Origin of the sequence: Sphaerotilus sulfidivorans (assembly GCF_013426975.1) — a bacterium.
GTDB classification, from domain to species: domain Bacteria; phylum Pseudomonadota; class Gammaproteobacteria; order Burkholderiales; family Burkholderiaceae_C; genus Sphaerotilus; species Sphaerotilus sulfidivorans.
Window position 1 is genome coordinate 95,032 of sequence record NZ_JACCPY010000004.1, and the last position, 24,474, is coordinate 119,505.

At 69.6% G+C, this 24,474-nt stretch carries 20 protein-coding genes; 10 read left to right on the plus strand and 10 right to left on the minus strand.

The features are described 5' to 3' along the window. The first annotated feature begins 31 nt into the window (after positions 1-31). Positions 32-1,063, plus strand: coding sequence for an endonuclease/exonuclease/phosphatase family protein (locus HZU84_RS03745; RefSeq protein WP_149502376.1), 1,032 nt, complete (start codon positions 32-34; stop codon positions 1,061-1,063). Positions 1,064-1,166: 103 nt separating this feature from the next. Further along, entirely contained in the window at positions 1,167-2,609 is a 1,443-nt protein-coding gene (locus tag HZU84_RS03750; RefSeq protein WP_149502377.1) for an NYN domain-containing protein, read from the plus strand. Here HZU84_RS03750 and HZU84_RS03755 read toward each other — a convergent pair. Next, positions 2,591-2,776: a hypothetical protein gene (locus HZU84_RS03755; protein WP_149502378.1), complete on the minus strand. Its 186-nt coding sequence runs from the start codon at positions 2,774-2,776 to the stop codon at positions 2,591-2,593. The two genes, HZU84_RS03750 and HZU84_RS03755, sit on opposite strands and share 19 nt — an antisense overlap. Before the next feature lie 342 nt (positions 2,777-3,118). On the opposite strand from HZU84_RS03755, the gene HZU84_RS03760 reads away from it, so the two are divergent. Further along, positions 3,119-4,459, plus strand: coding sequence for an esterase-like activity of phytase family protein (locus HZU84_RS03760; protein ID WP_149502379.1), 1,341 nt, complete (start codon positions 3,119-3,121; stop codon positions 4,457-4,459). A 27-nt stretch (positions 4,460-4,486) separates the two neighbouring features. Here the strand turns inward: HZU84_RS03760 and icmF are convergent, their stop codons facing one another. After that, positions 4,487-7,777: a fused isobutyryl-CoA mutase/GTPase IcmF gene (gene icmF, locus HZU84_RS03765; RefSeq protein WP_149502380.1), complete on the minus strand. Its 3,291-nt coding sequence runs from the start codon at positions 7,775-7,777 to the stop codon at positions 4,487-4,489. 497 nt (positions 7,778-8,274) lie between these two features. Here icmF and HZU84_RS03770 point away from each other — a divergent pair, with 497 nt between their 5' ends. The 5 genes from HZU84_RS03770 (at position 8,275) to HZU84_RS03790 (ending at position 12,975) form a co-directional block, all read left to right on the plus strand. After that, positions 8,275-9,519 (plus strand): CmpA/NrtA family ABC transporter substrate-binding protein, encoded by a 1,245-nt coding sequence (locus HZU84_RS03770; RefSeq protein WP_149502381.1) that lies wholly within the window; start codon positions 8,275-8,277, stop codon positions 9,517-9,519. A gap of 55 nt (positions 9,520-9,574) precedes the next feature. Next, entirely contained in the window at positions 9,575-10,489 is a 915-nt protein-coding gene (gene ntrB / locus HZU84_RS03775) for a nitrate ABC transporter permease (protein WP_149502382.1), read from the plus strand. 34 nt (positions 10,490-10,523) lie between these two features. Further along, positions 10,524-11,363: an ABC transporter ATP-binding protein gene (locus tag HZU84_RS03780; protein WP_149502383.1), complete on the plus strand. Its 840-nt coding sequence runs from the start codon at positions 10,524-10,526 to the stop codon at positions 11,361-11,363. A 246-nt stretch (positions 11,364-11,609) separates the two neighbouring features. Continuing rightward, positions 11,610-12,125, plus strand: coding sequence for a hypothetical protein (locus tag HZU84_RS03785; protein WP_149502384.1), 516 nt, complete (start codon positions 11,610-11,612; stop codon positions 12,123-12,125). 79 nt (positions 12,126-12,204) lie between these two features. Beyond that, positions 12,205-12,975, plus strand: coding sequence for a type III pantothenate kinase (locus tag HZU84_RS03790; protein WP_149502385.1), 771 nt, complete (start codon positions 12,205-12,207; stop codon positions 12,973-12,975). Here the strand turns inward: HZU84_RS03790 and HZU84_RS20430 are convergent. The 8 genes from HZU84_RS20430 to HZU84_RS03830 form a co-directional block, all read right to left on the minus strand. Next, on the minus strand, positions 12,954-13,739 hold the full coding sequence (locus HZU84_RS20430) for a potassium channel family protein (protein WP_244954389.1): 786 nt from the start codon (positions 13,737-13,739) through the stop codon (positions 12,954-12,956). The two genes, HZU84_RS03790 and HZU84_RS20430, sit on opposite strands and share 22 nt — an antisense overlap. Before the next feature lie 66 nt (positions 13,740-13,805). Further along, entirely contained in the window at positions 13,806-16,166 is a 2,361-nt protein-coding gene (locus HZU84_RS03800; RefSeq protein ID WP_149502386.1) for a putative bifunctional diguanylate cyclase/phosphodiesterase, read from the minus strand. 126 nt (positions 16,167-16,292) lie between these two features. Continuing rightward, the gene (hslU, locus tag HZU84_RS03805) at positions 16,293-17,672 is read right to left on the minus strand and encodes an ATP-dependent protease ATPase subunit HslU (protein WP_149502387.1); all 1,380 of its coding nucleotides are present in this window, start codon (positions 17,670-17,672) and stop codon (positions 16,293-16,295) included. Positions 17,673-17,680: 8 nt separating this feature from the next. After that, positions 17,681-18,223, minus strand: a complete 543-nt coding sequence (gene hslV / locus HZU84_RS03810; RefSeq protein ID WP_149502388.1) for an ATP-dependent protease subunit HslV — start codon at positions 18,221-18,223, stop codon at positions 17,681-17,683. A 103-nt stretch (positions 18,224-18,326) separates the two neighbouring features. Continuing rightward, entirely contained in the window at positions 18,327-20,066 is a 1,740-nt protein-coding gene (locus HZU84_RS03815) for a hypothetical protein (protein WP_149502389.1), read from the minus strand. A 73-nt stretch (positions 20,067-20,139) separates the two neighbouring features. Then, positions 20,140-20,613, minus strand: coding sequence for an RNA polymerase-binding protein DksA (gene dksA / locus HZU84_RS03820; RefSeq protein WP_149502390.1), 474 nt, complete (start codon positions 20,611-20,613; stop codon positions 20,140-20,142). Next, positions 20,595-20,786, minus strand: a complete 192-nt coding sequence (locus HZU84_RS03825) for a hypothetical protein (protein WP_149502391.1) — start codon at positions 20,784-20,786, stop codon at positions 20,595-20,597. The genes dksA and HZU84_RS03825 overlap by 19 nt, the downstream gene beginning before the upstream one ends. A gap of 31 nt (positions 20,787-20,817) precedes the next feature. Continuing rightward, a complete protein-coding gene (locus HZU84_RS03830; RefSeq protein WP_149502392.1) occupies positions 20,818-21,894 on the minus strand; it encodes a CobW family GTP-binding protein in 1,077 nt (358 codons plus the stop codon). Positions 21,895-22,076: 182 nt separating this feature from the next. Here HZU84_RS03830 and HZU84_RS03835 point away from each other — a divergent pair, with 182 nt between their 5' ends. Beyond that, entirely contained in the window at positions 22,077-22,946 is an 870-nt protein-coding gene (locus HZU84_RS03835; RefSeq protein WP_149502393.1) for an HlyC/CorC family transporter, read from the plus strand. Then, entirely contained in the window at positions 22,939-24,465 is a 1,527-nt protein-coding gene (gene lnt / locus HZU84_RS03840) for an apolipoprotein N-acyltransferase (protein ID WP_244954390.1), read from the plus strand. Before HZU84_RS03835 ends, lnt begins: the two co-directional genes overlap by 8 nt. Positions 24,466-24,474 lie beyond the last annotated feature (9 nt).

The following is a 24,474-nucleotide window of genomic DNA, read 5'->3' on the forward strand; positions in this document are numbered from 1 at the left end:
CTGACGCCGCGCAATGTCACACTGCGGCGTCATGGATACCCCGCAGCCTTCATCGCCTGTCGCCGCGCCCGTCGAGTGGATTCCCCTGACGGTGGCGAGCTGCAACCTGCTCAACCTCGCGCTGCCCGGGCGGGTCTTCTATCCGAACCAGGAGCCCTACGGCATGGCCGAGCACGAGCGCAAGCTCGACTGGATCGGCCAGATGCTGCGCCGGCTCAACGCCGATGTCGCCGGCGTGCAGGAGGTCTGGGACGAGGCGGCGCTGAAGGCGGCGGTGGCGCGCAGCGGCCTGCAGTCGATGCAGGCGCTGGCCCCGGGCGCCGAGACCGGCGCGCAGGGCACGCCGCGCGTCGGTCTGGTGACTCGGCTGAAGGTCGAGGCGGTGCGCAGCCTGGCCGAATTCGGCCCGGGCGAATCGGTCGTCGTGCCGGAGGTCGGCGAGCATGCCCGCTTCGAGCGCCCGGTGCTGCATGCCACGCTGCGCACCAAGCGCGGCCAGCGCCTGCATGTGCTGGTGGCGCACCTCAAGTCCAAGCGCCCGAAGTTCCTGCAGGACGCCGAGGGCCGCGCGCTCGAGGATCGCGACGATCCGCGGGTGGCCGCGCGGGCGTCGCTGCGCTCGATGATCATGCGCGGGGCGGAGTCGGCGGCGCTGCGTGCGCGGGTCATCGAGCTGATCCACCGCACCCGCGATCCGCTGGTGCTGCTCGGCGACATGAACGACGGCCCGCATTCGGTCACCAGCCAGCTGATCGCCGCGACGCAGGCGGTGGCCTACGACCGCCAGGCCCGCGATGTCGCGCTGTTCCATGCGCTTGATGTGCAGACCGAGCCGGCGCTGCGCCGCGATCTGGCCTATTCGCATGTCTTCCAGGGCTGGCCCGAGCTGCTCGACCAGATCTGGGTCAGCGAGGAGTGGGTCGGCAGCTCGCGCTTCGCGCTGGGCGACGTGCGCCGCGTCGAGGTCTTCAACGACCATCTGCACGAGGGCCGCGACCGCACGCGCAGCGACCACGGCTTCGTGCGGGCACTGCTGCGGCTGAAATCCTCGCCCGCCGCCTGATGCTGACCGGATCTGCGGAGCCGGGCGGCCGGCGAGTGCGGGCGCTGCGTACACTGCGCCCCTCGCGACCCCGCTCCTGATCCTCCGATCCTGACCCCACACCATGAAGTCGGCCCTCTTCGTTGATTTCGACAATGTCTACTCGGGCCTGCGCAAGCTGGATCCGGCGGTGGCCGAGCGCTTCGGCCGCCATCCGCTGGAATGGATCGGCTGGCTGACCGACGGGCTGGGCCTGCCCGAGGGGCTCGACGAGGCCCAGGCCCGCACCCGGCGCCGGCTGCTGGTGCGGCGCGTCTACCTCAATCCGCAGGTCTACCAGCGCTTCCGCCCGTCCTTCAACCATGCCGGCTTCGAGATCGTCGACTGCCCGTCGATGACCAGCGAGGGCAAGACCAGCACCGACATCCACATGGTGCTCGACATGGTCGAGCTGCTGCAGCATCCGGTGCACTACGACGAGTTCATCGTCTTCTCGGCCGACGCCGACTTCACCCCGGTGCTGCGCAAGCTGCGCCGCTGGGACCGCCGCACCACGGTGCTGGCGGTGGGCTTCCCGTCGGCGGCCTACCGCGCCTCGGCCGATCTGCTGATCGAGCCCGACCGCTTCATCCGCGAGGGCCTGGGCTTCGGCGCCGAGGTCGACGAGGCTGCGGTGCCTGCGCCGACGCCGACCGTCACGGTGCCGGAGGCAGCCGAGCCGACACCGTCCGGCCCCGCCGCAGCCAACCTGGCCACGGAGCTGCCGCTGCAGCAGATGACCGCCTGGCTGCGCGCCGAGGTGGAGCGTGCCGACCAGCCGGTGCCCTGCGCCCGGCTGGCCTCGCGGCTGATGGCCGGCCATCCCGGCCTGGCACCGGAGTGGGGCGGCCAGGGCAGCTTCCGGCGCTTCCTGGAGGCGCTGCCGCTGGCGCCGCTGCGCCTGGACTGGAGCGCCTCGGGCGGCCATCTCTATGACCCGGCGCGCCATGTGCCGCCGCGTCCGCTGTCGGCGCCGCAGACGGTGCGCCCGCATCCGGCCGCCTCGGCCTGGGGCTCGGATCCGTCGCTGTTCGCGCTGGCGCGCCAGATGCACGACGCCATCGGCATGCCGCTGCTGTCGCCGCGCGATTTCCGCGCGCTGCTGGAGATGATCGCGGTCGATGTCGCGGCCCAGCCCTTCCAGCTCAACGAGACCGGCAAGCGGGTGCGCGACCGCTGCCGCGAGGCGGGCCACGAGGTCAGCCGCGAGGCGGTCAACTGGGTGCTGCGCGGCCTGCTGCTGTGCGGGCACGAGTTCGGCCAGGGCCATGACGACCTGCCCACGCTGTCCTACCGGTTGGTGGGCAACCTGCTGAACCTGTGCCGGCGCGAGCAGCTGGTGATGGACGAGGGTGCGCCTGCGCTGCTGCAGCGCTGGGTCAGCGGCAAGATCGCGCCGAATGCCGCCCCGAATCCTGCACCGGAGGCCGAGCCGCAGGCCGCCGTCCCGATGCCGGCCCAGGCCGAACCCGCCCAGGAACCCGCCCCGGAGCCGGCCGCAGCCGCCGATCAGTCCACCCAGTCCTGACGCCAGGCCAGCCGCGCCAGCTCGAAGTCGCTTGGGGTGTCGGGCTTGGACTTGATCTGGTAGTGAATGAGCCGTTCCGCCCAGGCCAGACCGACCTGATCCCAGTGCACGCCGACCTCGATGGTGCCGGCCTTGATGCCGGCCGGCAGCAGCAGCGGCAGCCGCACCCGGTCCGCAGTGCGCGCCGATCTCCCGCTCGTCGAGCGCCTGCAGCCGCACGCACAGCAGCAGCCGCCGCTCCAGGTCGGCCAGCACCTCCAGCCGCACCGGCACCTGCTCCAGATCGCGCCCGAAGGCGCTGAGCTGCCGGGCCAGATCCTGATGCAGCAGCTGCGCGACCAGCCGCGCGGTGGCCGGCAGCGCCGCGCGCTCGGCCCGGCGCAGCAGCGTGCGCTGCAGGTCGAGCGCGGGTTGCAGCGCGTCGGGCGCGATCGCGGGGGAGAGAGGCCAACGAAGGTGACCTCAACGGCGGCAGCCGCGGCTTCACCCTCTTCAACACCGACGGCAGCGTGGCCTTCGATGTCGGCATGGACCTGGAATACCGCCTCGCCCGCATCGGCCACACCAACGACCGCCGCAACGACGCCAAGGGCAACGAGCCCGAGAACGTCGCCTTCGGCCGCTTCGGCTCGACGGACTACCTGTTCGTCGCGTCCGAGCGCTCCAGCGTGGTGGCCGTCTACGACATGAGCCAGCCGACCGCGCCGGTCTACAAGCAGGCGCTGCCCGGTGCGCTCAGCCCGGAAGGCCTGGTGACGATCCCGTCGCGCGGTCTGATGGTGTCGGCCAGCGAGATGGACGACCGTGGCCTGCCGGCCCGCGCGGCGTTCAACATCTATGCCTATCAGAAGGCGGCACCGGCCTATCCGACGATCCAGTCCGCCGACCGCGCGGACGGCAAGCCGATTCCGTGGGCCGCCCTGTCCGGCATGGTGGCGGCGCCCAGCGGCAGCACGGTGTACGCGGTCGACGACAGCTTCTTCCGCGCCAACCGCATCTTCACGGTCGATGTCGGCGTCACGCCCGCCGTCATCCGCAGCGAGCTGCGCATCACCGATGCCAACGATGTGCTGAAGACCTTCGGCGCCACCCTGCCGGCCGCCCGGGACAACCAGGCTTTCGACCAGACCGACGTCGCGGCGATGATCAACGCCGACAAGACGGTGAACCTGGACCCGGAAGGCATTTCGCTGGCCAGCGCCGGCGGCTTCTGGATCGCCTCGGAAGGCGCGGGCTCGAAGACCGCCTACGAGACCGGCCGCAACATCACCTCGGCCAACCTGCTGCTGCGGGTGTCGGCTGCTGGCGTGATCCAGGAGGTGGTGACCCTGCCGGATGCGGTCAACGCGCTGCAGGCCCGCTACGGCTTCGAGGGCGTGGCCGAGTCGAACGGCAAGCTGGTGGTGGCGATGCAGCGCGCCTGGCTGGGCGAGACGATGCCGCGCATCGCGGTGTACGACCTCACCGCCAAGACCTGGCAGTTCCACTTCTACCCGCTGGACCCGGCGACCTCGCCCAACGGCGGCTGGGTGGGCCTGTCGGAAATCACCGCGCTGGGCAACAACCGCTTCCTGGTGGTCGAGCGCGACAACCAGAACGGCCCGGATGCGCGCATCAAGCGTCTCTACCGCATCGACCTGACCGGCGCGGCCGATGGCAGCACGTTGACCAAAACCCTGGTGCGCGACCTGATGCCCGACCTGCGGGCCACCCGGGGGCCGGTGCTGGAGAAGATCGAGGGCCTGGCGGTGCTGGCCAGCGGCGAGGTGCTGTTCGTCACCGACAACGATGGCGTCAACGACAGCAGCGGCGAGACGCAGCTGGTGCGGCTGGGCAGGATCCTGAACTGAAGTTGAGAGGGCGGGCTGCCCTCGGCTTCACATCGATCGCCGATACTGCCCGCCCACCTCGAACAGCGCACTGGTGATCTGCCCCAGCGAGCACACCCGCACCGCGTCCATCAGCACCTCGAACACGTTGGCGTTGTCGATCACCGCCTGCTGAAGTCGCTTGAGCATCGCCGGCGCCGCGGCGGCGTGGCGGGCGTGGAAGTCGTTCAGGCGCTGGAGCTGCGACTGCTTCTCCTCCTCGGTCGAGCGCGCCAGCTCGATCGACTCGGGCACTGCGTCGCCGTGCGGGTTGCGGAAGGTGTTGACGCCGATGATCGGGTACTCGCCGGTGTGCTTGAGCATCTCGTAGTGCATCGACTCTTCCTGGATCTTCGAGCGCTGGTAGCCCGTCTCCATCGCGCCGAGCACGCCGCCGCGGTCGGCGATCTTCTCGAACTCGGCCAGCACGGCTTCCTCCACCAGCTCGGTCAGCTCGTCGATGATGAACGCGCCCTGGTTCGGGTTCTCACATCGAGCCAGGCCCCACTCGCGGTTGATGATCATCTGGATCGCCATCGCGCGGCGCACCGACTCCTCGGTCGGCGTCGTGATCGCCTCGTCGAAGGCGTTGGTGTGCAGCGAGTTGCAGTTGTCGTACACCGCGATCAGCGCCTGCAGCGTCGTGCGGATGTCGTTGAACTGGATCTCCTGCGCGTGCAGGCTGCGGCCGGAGGTCTGGATGTGATATTTGAGCTTCTGGCTGCGGTCGTTGGCGCCGTATTTGTCGCGCATCGCCACCGCCCAGATGCGGCGGGCGACGCGGCCGAGCACGGTGTACTCCGGGTCCATGCCGTTCGAGAAGAAGAACGACAGGTTGGGCGCGAAGTCGTCGATGTGCATGCCGCGCGCCAGATACGCCTCCACGAACGTGAAGCCGTTCGACAGCGTGAAGGCGAGCTGGCTGATCGGGTTCGCCCCGGCTTCGGCGATGTGGTACCCGCTGATCGACACCGAGTAGAAGTTGCGCACGTCGTGGTGGACGAAGTACTGAGCGATGTCGCCCATCACCTTCAGGCTGAACTCGGTCGAGAAGATGCAGGTGTTCTGGCCCTGGTCTTCCTTCAGGATGTCGGCCTGCACCGTGCCGCGCACATTCGCCAGCACCCACGCCTTGATCTTCGCGGCTTCGTCGTCGGTCGGGTCGCGGCCGTTGTCGGCCCGGAACTTGTCGAGCTGCTGGTCGATCGCGGTGTTCATGAACATCGCCAGGATCGTCGGCGCCGGGCCGTTGATCGTCATGCTCACCGAGGTGGTCGGGCTGCACAGGTCGAAGCCGTCGTACAGCACCTTCAGGTCGTCGAGCGTGGCGATCGACACGCCCGAGTTGCCGACCTTGCCGTAGATGTCCGGACGCGGATCGGGGTCGGCGCCGTAGAGCGTGACCGAGTCGAACGCGGTCGACAGCCGCTTGGCCGGCATGCCCTCGCTGACCAGCTTGAAGCGGCGGTTGGTGCGGAAGGCGTCGCCCTCGCCGGCGAACATGCGGGTCGGATCCTCGCCCTCGCGCTTGAACGCGAAGACGCCGGCGGTGAAGGGGAACGATCCGGGCACGTTCTCCAGCATCAGCCACTTCAGCAGCTCGCCGTGGCATTCAAAGCCGGGCAGGGCGACCTTGCGGATCTTGTTGCCGCTCAGCGTGGTGTGGATGAGGTTGGTGCGGAGTTCCTTGTCGCGGATCTTCACGACGTACTCGTCACCGGCGTAGGCGCGCTGCATCTCGGGCCACATGGCCAGCAGCTTGCGGGCGGCCGGATCGAGCCGCTGCTCGCGCTGCTCGGCCAGATCGGTCAGCGCTTCCACGCCGCGGTTCTTCGCCGGATTGGCCTGCCGGAACATCGCCGCGCTGGCGCGCAGTTGCTGGATTTCGCGGGCGAGCGTGGCCTGCTGGCGGACCCGGGCCTTGTAGCCGCGCACGGTGTCAGCGATCTCGGCGAGGTAGCGGGTGCGGGCGGCCGGGACGATGGGGGTCTGGTGCGTGCTGTGGCGGGTGTGGACCAGCGGCAGGCGGCCTTCGGCCAGCGGCAGACCGAGTTCGCCGAGCCGGACCTTGAGCGCCTGGTACAGCGCCGTCACGCCGTCGTCGTTGAAGCGGCTGGCCATCGTGCCGAACACCGGCATCTGGTCGGGCATCACGGTGAAGGCTTCGCGGTTGCGCTGCACCTGCTTGGCGACATCGCGCAGCGCGTCGGCCGAGCCCTTGCGGTCGAACTTGTTGATGGCGACGAACTCGGCGAAGTCGAGCATGTCGATCTTCTCGAGCTGGCTGGCCGCGCCGAACTCGGGCGTCATCACGTACATCGGCACGTCGACGAAGGGCACGATCGCCGCATCGCCCTGGCCGATGCCGGAGGTCTCGACGATGACCAGATCGAAGCCGGCCGCCTTGGCGGCGGCGATCACGTCGGGCAGCGCCGCCGAGATCTCGCTGCCGGTGTCGCGGGTGGCGAGGCTGCGCATGTAGACCCGCGCGCCCCGGGACCACGGACCGGTGGCATTCATGCGGATGCGGTCGCCCAGCAGCGCACCGCCGCTCTTGCGCCGCGACGGATCGATCGAGATGACGGCGATGCGCAGGCTGTCGTCCTGGTCCAGGCGCAGGCGGCGGATCAGCTCGTCGGTCAGGCTGGACTTGCCGGCGCCACCGGTGCCGGTGATGCCGAGCACCGGTGTCCGGCTCGCCTTGGCCGCTTCATGCACCGCGGCGACGACGCCCGCGTCCGCCTTGCCGTTCTCCAGCGCGGTGATGAGCTGGGCGAGCGCACGCCAGGCGGCTTCGGTGTGGCCCTGCAGCGCGGCGAGGTCGGTCGGCGCGTGCCCGGACAGGTCCTGGTCGCAGCGCATCATCATCTCGCCGATCATGCCGGCCAGACCCATGCGCTGGCCGTCCTCGGGGCTGAAGATGCGCACGCCGTGGCTGTGCAGGTCGCGGATCTCGGCCGGCACGATCACGCCGCCGCCGCCGCCGAAGACCTGGATGTGCGCGCCGCCGCGCGCACGCAGCAGCTCGACCATGTACTTGAAGTACTCGACATGGCCGCCCTGGTAGGAGCTGACCGCGATGCCCTGGGCGTCCTCCTGCAGCGCGGCGGTCACCACCTCGTCGACCGAGCGGTTGTGGCCGAGGTGGATCACCTCCGCACCCATGCCCTGCAGGATGCGTCGCATGATGTTGATCGAGGCGTCATGCCCGTCGAACAGGCTGGCCGCGGTCACGAAGCGGACCTTGTGCGTCGGGCGGTAGCTGGCCAGGGCCTTGTGGTCGGCAGCGAGATCGGTCATCTGAGGGCTCCGAGGAACATCCGGACCGCGATTTTCGGTTGACGTTTACGTAAACGTCATTTGGGGGGAACCCTTGTTGCACCGATCCCGAACGACTTGGCACCGGCTTCTGCACCGATCTGCAGCGAAGCGCACGGCTGCGGGGCGCCAGCGCGATGCATCGACTTGAACCGCGGCGCTTCATCTGCGTGCGCCCGGTCCGGCGCATGCCTGTCGATGGTGCGCCGCACCCGTCGCTGGCATGTCGTGGCCGGTCCGTCGTGATCATTCCGGCACGAAAGACCGCCTGTGGATCGCCCGTGCCCGGGTTTTCAGGGGTTGGCACGCTCCCTGCAATACATGCAGCGAGGCCTCGGCGACGGGGCTTCACTAGGTGGGACATTTTTGGACAACGGCGTCCGATCGTCCCGATGACCGGCGCAAGCCGGGTGTCGGACAACGATCGTGACGCCGCTTTTTTTTGCCGTCCCCGATTCTTCCTCTGGAGAGAGATTCCCATGACGACGCCCTCGACCCCCATCGACTCGAATCGCCGTGATTTCATCAAGCGCACCGCTGCTGTTTCTGCCGCGGTTTCACTGCCCGGCGGGGTCTGGGCCGCAGGCTCGGATGCGCCCGAGAAGAAGGAGGTCAGGATCGGCTTCATTCCGCTGACAGACTGTGCCAGCGTCGTGATGGCCAGCGTGCTTGGCTTCGATCAGAAGTACGGCATCAAGATCATCCCGACCAAGGAATCGTCCTGGGCGGGGGTGCGCGACAAGCTCGTCAACGGCGAGCTCGACATGGCCCACGTGCTGTACGGCCTGGTCTACGGCGTGCACCTCGGCGTCAGCGGCCCGAAGAAGGACATGGCCGTGCTGATGTCCATCAATCACAACGGGCAGGGCATCAGCCTGTCTAAGGCGCTGGCCGACAAGGGGGCCGTGGACGGTCCTTCGCTGGCCAAGTACATGGCGGCCAACCCGCGGGATTACACCTTCGCGGGCACGTTCCCCACCGGCACGCACGCCATGTGGATGCACTACTGGCTGGCAGCCGCAGGCATCAACCCGGTCTCGGGCGCCAAGCTGATCACCGTGCCGCCGCCGCAGATGGTCGCCAACATGCGCGTGGGCAACATGGACGGGTTCTGCGTCGGCGAGCCCTGGAACCATCGCGCCATCATGGATGGCATCGGCATCACGGCCAACACCACTCAGGACATCTGGAAGGATCATCCCGAGAAGGTGCTGGGGACCAGCGCGGACTTCGTGAAGCAGAACCCGAACACCTGCCGTGCCGTGATCATGGCGGTGCTCGAGGCCAGTCGCTGGATCGATGCCAGCCTGCAGAACAAGATGAAGATGGCCGAGACGGTCGCCCAGAAGTCCTACATCAACACTTCGGTCGATGCGATCAACCAGCGCATCCTGGGACGCTACCAGAACGGCCTGGGCAAGACCTGGGACGATCCGAACCACATGAAGTTCTTCAACGACGGCGCGGTCAACTACCCGTACCTGTCTGACGGCATGTGGTTCCTGACGCAGCACAAGCGCTGGGGCCTGCTCAAGAGCCACCCCGACTACCTCGGCGTGGCCAAGCAGATCAACCAGACGGCGCTCTACAAGCAGGCGGCCGGTGCGCTGGGCGTCAGCATCCCGAAGAGCGATTTCCGCACGAGCAAGCTGATGGACGGCGTGGTCTGGGACGGCAAGGATCCCGCCAAGTACGCCGACGGCTTCAGGATCCGGGCCGCCTGAGCGCGACCCGAGACGACAAGAGACGACCTGTCCCCCGTCCCAGGAGGTTCCCGACATGAATGCCGCCACCCTGTCCGTTGCCGCAACCGCCGCGTCGACCGCTCCGGCGACCTCGGCCGCCGCCGCGCCGGCCGCCCCGGTGCTCGACGCCGAGACCCAGGCCCGCATGAAGGCCCAGGCCGAGGCCATGGCCCGTGCCCAGCGCCTGCGCACGCTCACCCGCATGGCCGCACCGGTGCTCGGTTTCGCCTTCTTCCTGCTGGTGTGGCAGGCGGTGGCGCACAGCGGCGACAAGCAGCTGCCCGGCCCGGCGGTGGTCTGGGACGCGGCGGTCAAGCTGTTCTCCGACCCGTTCTATGTCAACGGCCCGAACGACCAGGGCATCGGCTGGAACGTGCTGTCGTCGCTGCAGCGCGTGGCGGTGGGCTTCGGCCTGGCGGCGGTGGTGGGCATTCCGCTGGGCTTCCTGATCGGTCGCTTCGCGTTCTTCAACCAGATGCTCGACCCGATCATCAGCCTGCTGCGGCCGGTGTCGCCGCTGGCCTGGCTGCCGATCGGTCTGATGGTGTTCAAGGCCGCCAACCCGGCCGCGATCTGGACGATCTTCATCTGCTCGATCTGGCCGATGGTCATCAACACCGCGGTGGGGGTGCGGCAGGTGCCGCAGGACTACCTCAACGTCGCGCGTGTGCTGAACCTGTCGGAGCTGACGATCATCCGCAAGATCCTGTTCCCGGCGGTGCTGCCCTACATGCTGACCGGCGTGCGGCTGGCGGTCGGCACCGCCTGGCTGGTGATCGTCGCGGCCGAGATGCTGACCGGCGGCCAGGGCATCGGCTTCTGGCTGTGGGACGAGTGGAACAACCTGAACGTCGCGCACATCCTGATCGCGATCTTCGTGATCGGTGGTGTCGGCCTGCTGCTCGAGACGCTGCTGGTGGCCGTCGCCCGCCGCTTCGACTACTCCTGATCCACCGACTTCCGACTCTCCGGGGACCCTCATCATGAGCCAAGCCAATCTGGACACCCGCAACCAGCGTTTCCTGCGCATCGAGAACGTCGGCATGTCCTTCCCGACGAAGAAGGGCACCTTCATCGCATTGCGCGATGTCAACCTGGAGGTGGCCCGCGGCGAGTTCATCGCGCTGATCGGCCACTCCGGCTGCGGCAAGTCGACGCTGCTGAACCTGGTCGCCGGCCTGACCACGCCGACCTCGGGCGTGCTGCTGCTCGACGACCGCGAGCTGAAAGGTCCTGGCCCGGAGCGCGCGGTGGTGTTCCAGAACCACTCGCTGCTGCCGTGGCTGACCTGCATGGAGAACGTCTACCTGGCGGTCGAGCGGGTCTTCGGCGCCACCGAGAACAAGGCCAGGCTGCGCGAACGCTCGCTGGCCGCGCTGGATCTGGTCAACCTGAGCCATGCCAGGGACAAGCGTCCCGGCGAGATCTCCGGCGGCATGAAGCAGCGCGTGGGCATCGCCCGGGCGCTGGCGATGGAGCCGAAGATGCTGCTGATGGACGAGCCCTTCGGCGCGCTGGACGCGCTGACCCGCGCCAAGCTGCAGGACGAGATGATGAAGATCGTCGCCACCACCGGCTCGACCGTCATGATGGTGACGCACGATGTCGACGAGGCGGTGCTGCTGTCGGACCGCATTGTGATGCTGACCAACGGCCCGGCGGCGACCATCGGCGAGATCCACCAGGTGCCGCTGCCGCCGATCCGCGAGCAGTTCCGCCCGCGCCTGGAGATGGCGCACGATGCCGGCTATCTGGCCTCGCGCGAGGCGGTGCTGGAGTTCCTGTACCACAAGCAGGCGCATGTCGAGAAGGACGCGGCCTGAGTCCGATGCGGGCCTGAAGCGTTGTTTCTGCAACACGGCCGGGATCCCGGCTTGTCACGCGGGTGACGCATTCGTCTTGTGAGAACCTGACCCGACGGTACCCCGTCGGGTTTTTTCTTGTGCCAATCTGAAACAGCATGTCAGGGCTTCGGCGGCGTGATCTGGCCGTTCTGGGCGCACAATCGGCTCATGCCGTGTGCGGAATGACGATGACCTGCATCGCGCCGACACCGGTCGGAGGCATCCTTGGGCATTCCGTGCAAGACAGCGGCCGGCCACGCCGAGATGGCGGCCCGCGAGCAGCGCCTGTCGCAGCGTCACCGGCTGCTGCTGCTGCTGGTCGACGGACAGCGCACCCTCGAGGAGGTGGTCGAGCAGGGCCGGCGCTGTGGCGTGCCGCGCGGCTACATCGACGAGCTGTTCGCGCTGGGCCTGATCGTCATCGGGCCGCCGCCGACCGCGCCGATGCCGCTCGACGGGCCCGACACCCTCGGGCCGGGCAGTGCGGTCAGCGACACCGAGCTGGCCCGGCTCGATGCCACGGACGGCAGCTTCGCCCAGGCGCGCCAGGTGCTGCTGGGGCTGCTGCGGGCCCATGCCCCGGTGTCGGGGGCAGTGATGATGCTGAGGGTCAGGCGGGCCCGCTCTCGCGCAGAATTGCGGGCCCTGCTGCCGGATGTGCAGGCGCGACTGCAGCGCGTGCGGCCGCAGGGCGAGACGCGCGAGCAGCTGCTGCGCGTCGAGTCGCTGCTGGTGTCCTGATCCGCACTCGAATCCGAATCCGAATCCGAGTCCGGTCAGGGGGCCGGCTTCACGATCCCTGTCGTCCTGTGGCGTTCTCATGAGTTTCCTGGTCATCGACATCGGCAACACGCGTCTCAAGTGGGGCCTGTACGAGGCGCCCCGGCCCGAGGCGGCCCTGATCGCGCAAGGGGCGGTCTTTCTCGAGGCCATCGACCGGCTCGCCGAGGAGGACTGGGCCCGCCTGCCGGCGCCGCAGCGCATGCTGGGCAGCGCGGTGGCCGGCCAGGGCGTGCGCCGCCGCACCGAGGAGCAGCTCGATCTGTGGGATCTGACGCCGCGCTGGGTGGTGTCGCAGCCGCAGGACGCCGGCGTGAGCAACGGCTACGAGCATCCGGCCCGTCTGGGCTCGGACCGCTGGCTGGCGCTGATCGGCGCGCGCGCGCGGGTGCTGGCCTCGGGGCCGGCGCGGCCTGCGCTCGTGGTGATGGTCGGCACCGCGGTGACGATCGACGCGATGGATGCCGAGGGCCGATTCCTGGGCGGGCTGATCCTGCCGGGCTTCGGGCTGATGCTCAAGGCGCTGGAGTCGGGCACCGCCGGACTGAAGGTGCCCACCGGCGAGGTGCGCGAGTTCCCGACCAACACCAGCGATGCGCTGATGAGCGGCGGCACCTACGGCATCGCCGGCGCGATCGAGCGCATGCACCGCCACCTGCTGCGCCGCTGTGGTGCCGAGCCGATGCTGCTGATGGGTGGCGGCGCCGCGGTCAAGCTCGCGCCCGAGACCGACCTGCCCTTCGAGCTGGTCGACACGCTGATCTTCGAGGGCCTGCTGCGCCTCGGGGCTCAGGAGTTCCCGGACGGCTGATCGTCGGGCGCTATCGTAGGTGCTGGCGCTGGCGTCGGCGGCAGCCGGCGCTGCAGCGCCTGCAGCTCGGCATGGGTGGCGCGCAGCTCGGTGCGCAGTTGGCCGATCTCGGCATGCAGATCCTGCAGGATGTCGCGCTCGACCTGGCGCTCGGTCGTCTCGACCCACATCGCCGCGATCGAGGCAGTCACCAGCGACAGGATGCCGAAGCCCAGCAGCACCACGAAGACCGAGAAGATCTTCGAGGCCGGCGTGCTCGGCACCACGTCGCCGTAGCCGACGGTCGCCGCGGTGGTGAAGGCCAGCCACAGGCCATCGGCCAGCGTCGGCGTGAGCGGCTCCAGCCACCAGAAGCCGGCGCCGCACAGCAGCAGCACGCCCAGCGCGGTGCCCAGCAGGGCCGGCAGGCTGTCGCGCGCGAGCAGGTGGCGCAGGCACCAGACCATGTGCATCAGCGTCAGCACCGCGGTCAGCGAGCGCAGCACCAGGGCCGGCGCCGAGGTCGAGCTGGGAGGCAGCAGGGCTGCGGCGACCAGACCGCCGATCAGCAGCCGAGTCAGCACCCGGCGCAGTCGGGGCTGCCGCGCGTGCACGTGCTGGTGCTGGCGTCGCCCGCTCAGAACGACGGTCAGCGCCGCGATCAGGTAGGCCGCGGTCGCCACCGGCGAGCTGCCGCCCGGTGACAGCAGCTCCAGATAGAAGGCTGGAATCGTCGCCACCAGGCTGCACAGCAGCAGCCAGTGCCGCGGCAGGCGCGAGGGCATGAACGAGAGTGTCGACGGCGATCGCTCCGGAACCATGCGCTCAGCCTAGCAGAGCGGGCCCGGATGTCAGGTCGGGATGCTGGTGCGGGCGCGCTGCCAGGCTTGCAGCGCAACAGCGTCCATCGGGGCGCCGATGCCCATGCCCTGCAGCTGGTCGCAGCCGTGCGCCAGCAGGAACTCGCGCTGCGCCTCGGTCTCGACCCCCTCGGCGACGACCGTCAGCCCGAGGCCGCGTGCCAGCTCGATGATCGCGCCGGCGATCGCGGCCGATTCGCGCTGCTGCGGCAGCTCCCGCACGAAGGAGCGGTCGATCTTCATCTTGTCGATCGGCAGCTCCTTCAGATGGCTCAGCGAGGAGTAGCCGGTACCGAAGTCGTCGACCGAGAGCTTCACGCCGAGCTGGCGCAGCTGCGCCAGCCGCGCCAGCACGCCGGGCACATCGTCCATCAGCATGCGCTCGGTCAGCTCGAGCTCGAGCCAGCCGGGCGGCAGGGCGGTCTCGGCCAGCAGCTGCTCGATCGAGGCGATGAAGTCGGGGGCCTGGAACTGCAGCGTCGACAGGTTGACCGCCACCGTCAGCGGCAGACCGGCCTCATGCCACAGGCGCGCCTGGCGGGCGGCTTCGCGCAGCACCCAGGCGCCGATCGGCACGATCAGCCGGTGCTGCTCGGCCAGCGCGATGAAGGCGTCGGGCACCAGCAGGCCGCGCTCGGGATGATTCCAGCGGATCAGCGCCTCGACGCCGACAAAGCGGCCGTCGCGGGCGCAGACCTGCGGCTGGAACAGCAGCGCGAACTCCTCCTGCGCGATCGCCTGGCCGAGCTGGCCCTCCAGCACCAGGTTGTCCCTCGCCAGGCTGACCTGACGCGGCTCGAAGAAGACGCTGTGGGCGCGGCCGCGTGCCTTGGCCGCATGCAGCGCCGCATCGGCATGCTGGATCAGCACATCGGGCGTGTCGCCGTCGTCCGGATAGACCGCGATGCCGATCGAGGGCGTGATCGAGATGTCCTGCGTCGAGCCGGCGATCCGCACCGGATGCGCCAGCGCCTCGAGCAGCTTGCGCGCCACATGGGCGATCGCCTCGCGGCTGCGCACGCCCGGCAGCAGCACGATGAACTCGTCGCCGCCGAAGCGTGCCACCCGGTCGGTGCTGCGCACCCGCTCGCCCAGGCGGCTGGCCAGGGTCTTGAGCAGCGCATCGCCCGCGGCATGGCCAAGCGAGTCGTTGACCCGCTTGAAGTGGTCGAGGTCGATGAACAGCAGCGCCAGCCGGGTGTCGGAGGCCCGGGCGGCGACCATCAGATGCTCGAGCTGGCTGAACAGCGCGTGGCGGTTGGCCAGGCCGGTCAGCGCATCGTGATGCTCCAGGTAGTGCAGCTGGTCCTGCACGTCGCGGCGCTCGCGGATGTCGCGCAGCACCGTCATGCGCATCGGCGTGCCGCGCTGCAGCGTGCCGCGCTCGATCAGCTCGACCGGAATGCGCCGGCCGTCCTTCGCGATCAGGCTGGTCTCGATGCACAGGTCCTCCTGCGCATCGAGCCGGCGCGCCAGCCGGGGCTGGAATTCCGGCGCGATCAGGCCCAGCAGCGGCCGCTCCAGCAGCTCGTGCAGCGACTGGCCGATCAGCGTGCACAGCGCCGGATTGGCATCGACGATGTGGCCGTCGCGGTGGAAGACGATGCCCTCGACGCCGGCCTGCATGAAGCGCGCGAGCCGTTCCTCGGACTCGAGCAGCGCACGCTCGGCATGGTGGTGTCGGCTGTGGTCGCTGACCAGCAGATACAGGCCGTGGCGGCGGCCGCGTGCGTCGACATGCGGCGCCAGCGTCAGCTCGGCCCAGATCACGGTGCCGTCGGCCAGCGTGAGCCACTGCTCATTGCAGACCGCCTCGCCATCGCGCTCGAGCTGTGCGGTGGCGGCCTGCAGCCAGTCGGCCAGATCCGGGGTGACTGCACCGGCCAGTGGCTGGCCGATCGGGCCGCGTTCGGATGCAGCCGGGCACAGCGACTGCACGAAGGCCCGGTTGGCATAGCTGCAGCGCAGCGCATCGTTCTCGCAGTAGGCCATCAGCACCGGGGCGCTGTCGGCCAGCCAGCACAGCCGGTCGCGCTCCCGGCGGAAGGTCGGCTCGGCCGCCTGCGGCGCACCGACCTCGCGCACCAGCGCCAGCGCCTGGCCGGCCTGTGCGCCGGCTGGCCAGGACAGGTCCAGCTGCAGCCAGCGTCCGGCCGCCGCCGGCAGGGGCTCGATCGGTCCGTGGCGCCGGTCGGACAGCGCCGCGAGCAGCGGCTCGATGCCGGCCGGATCGAGCGTGAGTCCGGCGCCTGCCAGCACCTGCCCGCGCAGGTCGAGCACCACCGCCGGCAGGCCGAGCAGGTCGGCGGCCGCCAGGGCAGTCTCGAGTTCCAGGGCGATCGGGCAGGGCATGTCGAAAATGATGAAATCGCCCCGCATCCGGGCGGAATCCGGGCGGGGCCGGTTCATCATATCGGCCACGCCCCGGTCCGGTCGGGATGACCCCTCCCCCTGTTCAGGGTGGTATCACGCCAGGTGTCAGAGGATGTAACGCGACAGATCCTCGTTGCCGGCCAGCTCGCCCAGGCGCGCGTCGACCTGCGCGGCGTCGATCGACACCGTCTCGCCGCTGCGCCGCGGCGCGTCGAAGGAGATCTCGTCGAGCAGGCGCTCCATCACGGTCGAGAGCCGGCGCGCGCCGATGTTCTCGGTTCGCTCGTTGACGCCGTGCGCGATCTCGGCGATGCGGCGGATCGCGCCCGGCAGGAAGTCGAGCGTCACGCCCTCGGTGGCCAGCAGCGCCTGGTACTGCTTGAGCAGGCTGGCGTGCGTGCTGCTCAGGATGGCCTCGAAGTCGTCGACGCTCAGCGAGCCCAGCTCGACGCGGATCGGGAAGCGGCCCTGCAGCTCCGGGATCAGGTCGCTCGGGCGCGACAGGTGAAAGGCCCCGGAGGCGATGAACAGGATGTGGTCGGTGCGCACCATGCCGTGCTTGGTCTTGACGGTGGTGCCCTCGACCAGCGGCAGCAGGTCGCGCTGCACGCCCTGGCGCGAGACATCGGCGCCGCCGCTGCCTTCGCCCCGGCTGGCGACCTTGTCGATCTCGTCGATGAAGACAATGCCGTTCTGCTCGGTGTTGTGCAGCGCGCGGGTGACGATCTCCTCCTCGTTGACCAGGCGCTGCGCCTCCTCGTCGATCAGCAGGCGGCGCGCCTCGGCGATGGTCAGCTTGCGGGCCTTGCGCTTGCCCTGGCCGAGCTGCGAGAACATGCCCTTCAACTGCTCGGCCATGTCCTCCATGCCGGCCGGGCCCATGATCTCGACCGCGGGCCGTGCCTCGGCGACCTCGATCTCGATCTGCTTGTCCTCCATCGAGCCTTCGCGCAGGCGCTTGCGGAAGGTCTGGCGTGCGGTGCTGTCGACCGGCGCCTGCGCGGGCGCCGCAGGCTCGGCGAAGCCGAAGCCCAGGCCGCCCAGACCGGGCGCGCTGGCCGGGCGCGGCGGCGGCACCAGCACGTCGAGAATGCGCTCCTCGGCGGCGTCCTCGGCGCGGTGGCGCATCAGCTTCACCTGGCGCTCGCGCTCCTGCTTGACCGCACTTTCGACCAGGTCGCGGATGATGGTGTCGACATCCTTGCCGACATAGCCGACCTCGGTGAACTTGGTCGCCTCGACCTTGATGAAGGGCGCGTCGGCCAGCTTCGCCAGGCGCCGGGCGATCTCGGTCTTGCCGACGCCGGTCGGGCCGATCATCAGGATGTTCTTCGGCGTGATCTCGGGGCGCAGCTTCTCGTCGACCTGCTGGCGGCGCCAGCGGTTGCGCAGCGCGATGGCCACGGCGCGCTTGGCGCCCTGCTGGCCGACGATGTGGCGGTCGAGTTCGGAGACGATTTCCTGCGGGGTCATGGCGCTGCTCATGCTCGGGCTCACTCCAGGGTCTCGATGGTATGGGACTGGTTGGTGTAGATGCACAGGTCGCCGGCGATCTCCAGCGAGCGCTTGACCACCTCGGCCGGGGCCATCTCGGTGTGCTGCAGCAGTGCGCGGGCGGCGGCCTGCGCGTAGGCGCCGCCCGAGCCGATCGCCACGATGCCGTGCTCGGGCTCGAGCACGTCGCCGTTGCCGGTGATGATCAGCGAGGCGCTGCGGTCGGCCACCGCCAGCATGGCCTCGAGGCGGCGCAGCACCCGGTCGGTGCGCCAGTCGCGGGTCAGCTCGACGGCAGCGCGCACCAGGTGGCCCTGGTGCTTTTCCAGCTTGGACTCGAAGCGCTCGAACAGCGTGAAGGCGTCGGCGGTCGCGCCGGCAAATCCGGCCAGCACCTGTTCGCGGTAGAGCTTGCGCACCTTGCGCGCGCTGGACTTGACGACGATGTGGCCGAGCGTGACCTGGCCGTCGCCGCCAATGGCCACGGTGTTGCCGCGACGCACGCTGACGATGGTCGTGCCGTGAAAGGATTCGGTGGACATGATGGGGCGTGGGCTCGCTGGGAGCGTGGACAAGGCAGAGGGCAGATGGGGCGCGCCGCAGCGCTTGCAAGGGCTGCGGCGGCAGGCGGGGCGAGGTGGGACTTCAGTCGCGGCGGATGGCCACGCGCGCCTGCTCGGTGATGCCCATGGCGCCGCAGAACAGCGCCACCAGCCGGTGTGCATCGACGAAGGTCACATGGCGACCCTCGCCACGCCGGCCGATGACCCAGTTCAGCAGGTCGCCGGCGGCGATGAAGTCGATGCGCATCAGCCGCGCGCAGGAGATGTGGATGATGCTCGACTTGCCGATCTGCTCGTCCATCGACAGCAGCAGCCGGCTGATGTCGCCGAGCAGCTGGCCGTTGAGCTCGACCTGCGCCACCTCCAGCATGCCCTCGTCAGGCGACTGCGACTCCATGAAGCTGGTGGCGACATCGGCGATGCCGGTGGTCGGCGTCTCGACCACCACCTGCCCGGAGGCATCCGACAGCCGCACGCTGCAGCGTGCCGGCATCCAGGAGGGCGGCGAGACCTCGTAGGTCATGCAGTAGTCGATCGCGGCCTGGTCGAAGTCGTTGGTGCGGTGCGCCAGACGCAGCGCCTCCATGCGCAGCAGCCAGAAGGCCGGGTCGGCATCGCGCATGCCGTTGGGTGCCATCTCGGCCAGCACCGCCAGCATGCGGTCGGCGCCGATCCAGCGCATCTCGATCGGCTCGTCCGACCATTCATGCAGCAGCCGGTGCAGCATGCCGGCCGCCTGCGGCTCGACGCGCCGCAGCGGCCGCCAGTCCAGCACCCAGGGCAGCGGCATCTGCAGCAGCTGCGCACGCAGATGGCCGACGGCATCGACCTCGAGCCGCTCCGGGCTGACCCAGCCGAGATGGCCGTCGATCTGGGCCGGCGTGCCCGGGCTGCCGGGCGCATGCTGCGTGTCCTGGCGCTTCGCGTCGGAGGCGAGCTGCGGGATCGAGAACCACTGCGGCGGCGACATGCCGAAGCGCTCCTGGTAGTCGAGCGCAGCCGCATCGAAGCGGGTCTGGTTGCCGGTGGCCCGGTAGTGGTCGAACAGCACATGCCAGGTCTCGGCATGCCGGGCCCGCGGCCCGCTCAGGCTGATCAGCGCCAGCAGCGAGCGTTCGCACAGCTCGAAGTCGGCATTGGCGAAGGCGATGACCGCCTCGTCCAGGTCGGGGTCGTGGGCCAGCTCGGAAACCTGCACCTGGTCGCCACCCTCCACGCCCGGACCATGCACGCTGATGCGGCCCGGGTTGGCGGTGCTCGGGCCGCTGTCGGTGCGCATCAGCACCGCTTCCATCTGCATCGGCGCGGTCGGCTTGAAGGCGTCCGACAGATGCGGGCTGGTGGCCATGACCTGCGGCGCGGTGGTGGCGTCGAAGCGCGATTCCACACGCGGCGGCGCCGGCCGGCCCATGACTGCGGCGCCGCGGCGCTGCGTCAGGCTCTCGCCGACCATCTGGCGCTCGATCGCGTCGATCTTGTCCTTGACGTCGTCGCCGTCGGGGCGGGTGCCGTAGCTGTCGTGGCTGCGCACCTCGGAGTCGTCGAGGTGGGACAGGCCCTCGAGGCCCTCGAGGCCGGCCAGCCGGTCGCCGGTCAGGCCTTCGCGGCGGATGCGGCGCAGCGCATCGAACTCGCGCTTGCGCACGAAGTCGTTGCGGCGCTTGCGCTCGATCATCGCCTTGAGCTCCGAGCGGGCGTAGTCGTCCTGACGGGAGTCGGATTCGCTGCCGTTCAGATCTGCCCAGTCGGTGGTCGGGTTGAGCGCGAAGCGCACCACCTTGCGGAAGAACCCGCTTTTCGGGGAGTCCTTGGAGTCAGCCATGTGTGTTGCCTGATGGCGCTGCTGACGGCGCTTCGCGCGGACTCCGGCCGTCTCCCCGGAACATCGTCTGCGGTCAGTCGCCGAAGAGCTTTTGTTTCAGTTCCCTGCGCTGCTGCGCTTCCAGCGACAGTGTAGCGGTCGGGCGCGCCAGCAGGCGGCCCAGGCCGATCGGTTCGCCGGTTTCGTCACAGTAACCGTAGTCACCGGCATCGATGCGGCTGATCGACTGGGAGATCTTCTTCAGCAGCTTGCGCTCGCGGTCGCGGGTGCGCAGCTCCAGTGCGTGCTCTTCCTCGATGGTGGCGCGATCCGCCGGATCGGGCACGATCGAGGTGTCCTCGCGCAGGTGCTCGGTGGTCTCGCCGGCGTTGGCCAGCAGGTCCTCCTTCTGCCGCTGCAGGCGCGCGCGGAAGAACTCGAGCTGCTGGTCGCTCATGTACTCGCTGTCGGGCATGGCCAGCAGCTCGGCATCCGTCAGGTCGCATCCGGCCTTGGTCTTCCAGGCGTTGGCGAGGTTCGGGTCGGTCTTCAGGTCGTTCTGGGGCATGGGAGCCTCGGGTGGCTGGCAGTGGAGAAGGCCGTGATGGCCACCGGGTCGATCGTGCCGATTCCGGGCGCGCGGATTGTAGCGATCTCGGCCTGCGCCACGCTGATCGGCATCAGGGCGCGGCGCATCCCGTGGCGCATCTGCCGCATCCGCTTCATCCGGACGGGGGACATGGCCGGTCTCCGCTGTGCTGGCGGCGCCCGATCAGGCCAGGCACTGGCTCAGGCCGGCCTGGAAGACATCGCGCGGCAGGTCGATGCCGATGAAGACCATGCGGCTCTCGCGCTTCTCGCCCGGCGCCCACTTCGGGCCCAGGTCGCTGCCCATCAGCTGGTGCACGCCCTGGAAGATCACCTTGCGCTCGGTGCCCTTCATGTTCAGCACGCCCTTGTAGCGCAGCATCTTCGGGCCGTAGATCTGCACGATCGAGCCGAGGAAGTCCTCGAGCCGGGCCGGATTGAAGGGCTTGTCCGAACGGAACACGAAGGACTTGACGTCGTCGTCGTGGCGATGGTGGTGCGGATGGTCGCAGCTCTCGCCGGGCGCGTGCTCATGGCCGCAGTCGGGGCCATGCTCATGACCGTGGTCATGGCCATGATGGTGGTGGCCGTGGTCGTCGGCGTCCAGGAAGGCCGGATCGATCTCGAGCTTGGCGTTGAGGTTGAAGCCGCGCAGGTCGAACACGTCCTTGATCGGCACGACGCCGAAGTCGACGCGGTGCTGCGGTGCGCGCGGGTTCATGTGCTTGATGCGGTGCGACAGCGCATCCAGCGTGGCGGCGTCCACCAGGTCGGCCTTGCTCAGGAAGATCTGGTCGGCGAAGCCCACCTGGCGGCGCGCCTCCTGGCGGGTGTCGAGCTGGCCGTCGCCATGCTTGGCATCGACCAGCGTCAGGATCGAGTCGAGCAGGAAGCTCTCGGCGACCTCGTCGTCCATGAAGAAGGTCTGCGCGACCGGGCCCGGATCGGCCAGGCCGGTGGTCTCGATGACGACGCGGTCGAAGTGCAGCTCGCCCTTGCGGCGCTTCTCGGCCAGCGTGGCCAGCGTCGCGCGCAGGTCCTCGCGGATCGTGCAGCAGACGCAGCCGTTGCTCATCTGGATGATCTGCTCCTCGGTGTCGGCCACGAGGATGTCGTTGTCGATGTTCTCCTCGCCGAACTCGTTCTCGATGACGGCGATGCGCTGGCCGTGCGATTCGGAGAGCACGCGCTTGAGCAGCGTCGTCTTGCCCGAGCCGAGAAAGCCGGTCAGGATGGTCGCGGGAATGAGGCCGTTGGACATGGCGGGCAGCAGGTCAGGGGAAAAATGGATGGACGACTGTCTGTCAAGCCCCCTGTGCTGTCAAGTTCCGGCCCCGCTCGGGCTCCGCTGCGCCCCCGTTCCGTCCGGATCGCCCCGCAGGCGCGCGGTTCCTGGCGGATCCTTGCGGTATTCTTCGCCCATCTTCACTTCCGGCACACACCGTGTCCGAACCCCAGCCGAGTTCCCGCAGCACCGCGGACCACCGCAGCCTGTTCGCGCGGGTGATCGAGTTCATTTCTCCCGGCCCCGACTCGCGCGACGAGCTGATGGAGACGCTGGCCGACGCGGAGCGGCGCGAGCTGATCGATCCCGAATCACGCGCGATGCTCGAGGGCGTGATCCGCATGGCCGACCTGACGGCCGGCGACGCGATGGTGGCCGCACCCCGCATCGACATGATCGACATCGCCACCCCGTTCGACGAGGTGCTCGATGCGGTGGCCGGCACCGGTCATTCGCGCTTTCCGGTCTTCGAGGACTCGCGCGACAACATCATCGGCGTGCTGCTGGCCAAGGATCTGCTGCGCACGCGCGGCCTCGATGCGCCCGACCTGCGCATGCTGCTGCGCCCGGCGCTGTTCGTGCCCGAATCCAAGGGCCTCAACGAGCTGCTGCGCGACTTCCGCTCCAACCGCAACCACCTGGCCATCGTCATCGACGAGTTCGGCGGCCTGGCCGGCATGATCACCATCGAGGATGTGCTCGAGCAGATCGTCGGCGAGATCGAGGACGAGCACGACGAGAAGCGCGAGGGCGAGTCCGGCATCTACACCCTGACCGACGGCAGCTCGCGGGTGGCTGGCGATGCGGCGGTGGTGGCGGTCAACGCCCATTTCGCCACCGACCTGCCGGCCGACGAGTTCGAGACCATCGGCGGGCTGGTGGCGCACAGCAATGGCCGCGTGCCGCGCCGCGGCGAGAGCGTCGATGTCGGCCCGCTGCGCTTTGCGGTGATGCTGACCCGGGGCGGCGCGGTGCGCTGGTTCCGGGTGTCGCGCGTGCCTGCGGGCGACGACGCCAGCGGTGGCTGAGCGCGGTCTGTCCCGTGTGCCGGCGCCGGTCGGCAGCCTGCTGGCGCTCGGCGCCGGCGGCCTGCAGGCGCTGTCGCTGGCGCCTGAGCCGCGCGGTGTCTTGCAGGTGCTGGGCACGGCGCTGCTGGCGGCGCTGGTGATGCAGGCCGCGCCACGGCGCGCCTTCGTGCTGGGCGCGCTGGCCGGCGTGGCCTGGCTGGCCGGCACCTTCTGGTGGCTGTTCATCAGCATGCATCGCTACGGCCACCTGCCGGCCTGGCTGGCGGCGGGCGCGGTGCTGGCGCTGGCAGCGGCGCTGTCGCTCTATCTGGCCGGTGCGATGGCGCTGTTCGCGCGCTGGCGCGGGCGCGGCGGCTTCGGGCGCGAGCTGCTGCTGTGGAGCGCGCTGTGGCTGCTGGCCGAGCTGGCGCGTGCGCAGCTGCTGACCGGATTCCCCTGGGGCGCCGCGGGCTACGCGCATGTCGACGGGCCGCTGGCGCTGCTGGCGCCGTGGCTGGGCGTGCACGGCATGGGCGCGGCCGGCGCGGCGCTGGGCTTCGTGCTGGCACGGCTGGCGCTGCAGCCGCGCCAGCCGGCGCGTGCTGCGGCGCTGGGGCTGACCGCGGCGCTGGCGCTCGCTCCGGCGCTGCGCGGGCCGGACTTCACCCGCGCCACCGGCGGCCTGTCGGTGACGCTGCTGCAGGGCAATGTGCCGCAGGACGAGAAGTTCGACTTCAGCCGGCTGCCGCAGACGCTGGACTGGCATGTGCGGGCGCTCTTCGCCTCGACCGCCGATCTGGTGGTGGCGCCCGAGACAGCCATTCCGCTGCTGCCGGCGCAGCTGCCGCAGGGGCTGTGGCCGGGCCTGGAGGCCCATTTCTCGCGTCGCACCACCTCGGCGCTGGTCGGCGTGCCGCTGGGCGATGCCGACAGCGGCTACAGCAACTCGGTCGTCGGCTTCGGGCCCGGCCGGGCCGGCGCCGAGCTCTACCGCTACGACAAGCACCATCTGGTGCCCTTCGGCGAGTTCATTCCCTGGGGCTTCCGCTGGTTCGTCGACATGATGCGCATGCCGCTGGGCGACTTCTCGCGCGGGCCGCTGGCCGCGCCGTCCTTCGCGGTCGGCACCGAGCGGGTCGGGCCGAACATCTGCTACGAGGATCTGTTCGGCGAGGAGCTGGCCACCCGCTTCGTCGACGCGGCGCAGGCGCCGACGGTGCTGGCCAATGTCAGCAACATCGGCTGGTTCGGCGAGACGGTGGCGGTCGACCAGCACCTGCAGATCTCGCGCCTGCGCACGCTGGAGCTGCAGCGGCCGATGGTGCGCGCCACCAACACCGGTGCGACGGTGGCGATCGACCACCGCGGCCATGTCACCCACCGGCTGGCCCCGCATGTGCGCGGCGTGCTGGAGGCGCAGGTCCAGGGCCGCGAGGGCACGACGCCGTTTGCCTGGTGGGCCGGGCGGCTGGGTCTGCTGCCGCTGTGGGGGCTCGGGCTGGTGGCGGTCGCCTGGGCACGGCAGCGCCGCACCGGCTGAACGGCCACC

Excerpts from the sequence above, each read along its gene's own strand:
- HZU84_RS03745 (WP_149502376.1), top strand. The coding sequence starts at position 32 with ATGGATACCCCGCAGCCTTCATCGCCTGTCGCCGCGCCCGTCGAGTGG.
- HZU84_RS03750 (WP_149502377.1), top strand. The coding sequence starts at position 1,167 with ATGAAGTCGGCCCTCTTCGTTGATTTCGACAATGTCTACTCGGGCCTG.
- icmF (WP_149502380.1), bottom strand. The coding sequence starts at position 7,777 with ATGACCGATCTCGCTGCCGACCACAAGGCCCTGGCCAGCTACCGCCCG.
- HZU84_RS03770 (WP_149502381.1), top strand. The coding sequence starts at position 8,275 with ATGACGACGCCCTCGACCCCCATCGACTCGAATCGCCGTGATTTCATC.
- ntrB (WP_149502382.1), top strand. The coding sequence starts at position 9,575 with ATGAATGCCGCCACCCTGTCCGTTGCCGCAACCGCCGCGTCGACCGCT.
- HZU84_RS03780 (WP_149502383.1), top strand. The coding sequence starts at position 10,524 with ATGAGCCAAGCCAATCTGGACACCCGCAACCAGCGTTTCCTGCGCATC.
- HZU84_RS03790 (WP_149502385.1), top strand. The coding sequence starts at position 12,205 with ATGAGTTTCCTGGTCATCGACATCGGCAACACGCGTCTCAAGTGGGGC.
- HZU84_RS20430 (WP_244954389.1), bottom strand. The coding sequence starts at position 13,739 with ATGCCCTCGCGCCTGCCGCGGCACTGGCTGCTGCTGTGCAGCCTGGTG.
- HZU84_RS03800 (WP_149502386.1), bottom strand. The coding sequence starts at position 16,166 with ATGCCCTGCCCGATCGCCCTGGAACTCGAGACTGCCCTGGCGGCCGCC.
- hslU (WP_149502387.1), bottom strand. The coding sequence starts at position 17,672 with ATGAGCAGCGCCATGACCCCGCAGGAAATCGTCTCCGAACTCGACCGC.
- hslV (WP_149502388.1), bottom strand. The coding sequence starts at position 18,223 with ATGTCCACCGAATCCTTTCACGGCACGACCATCGTCAGCGTGCGTCGC.
- HZU84_RS03815 (WP_149502389.1), bottom strand. The coding sequence starts at position 20,066 with ATGGCTGACTCCAAGGACTCCCCGAAAAGCGGGTTCTTCCGCAAGGTG.
- dksA (WP_149502390.1), bottom strand. The coding sequence starts at position 20,613 with ATGCCCCAGAACGACCTGAAGACCGACCCGAACCTCGCCAACGCCTGG.
- HZU84_RS03825 (WP_149502391.1), bottom strand. The coding sequence starts at position 20,786 with ATGTCCCCCGTCCGGATGAAGCGGATGCGGCAGATGCGCCACGGGATG.
- HZU84_RS03830 (WP_149502392.1), bottom strand. The coding sequence starts at position 21,894 with ATGTCCAACGGCCTCATTCCCGCGACCATCCTGACCGGCTTTCTCGGC.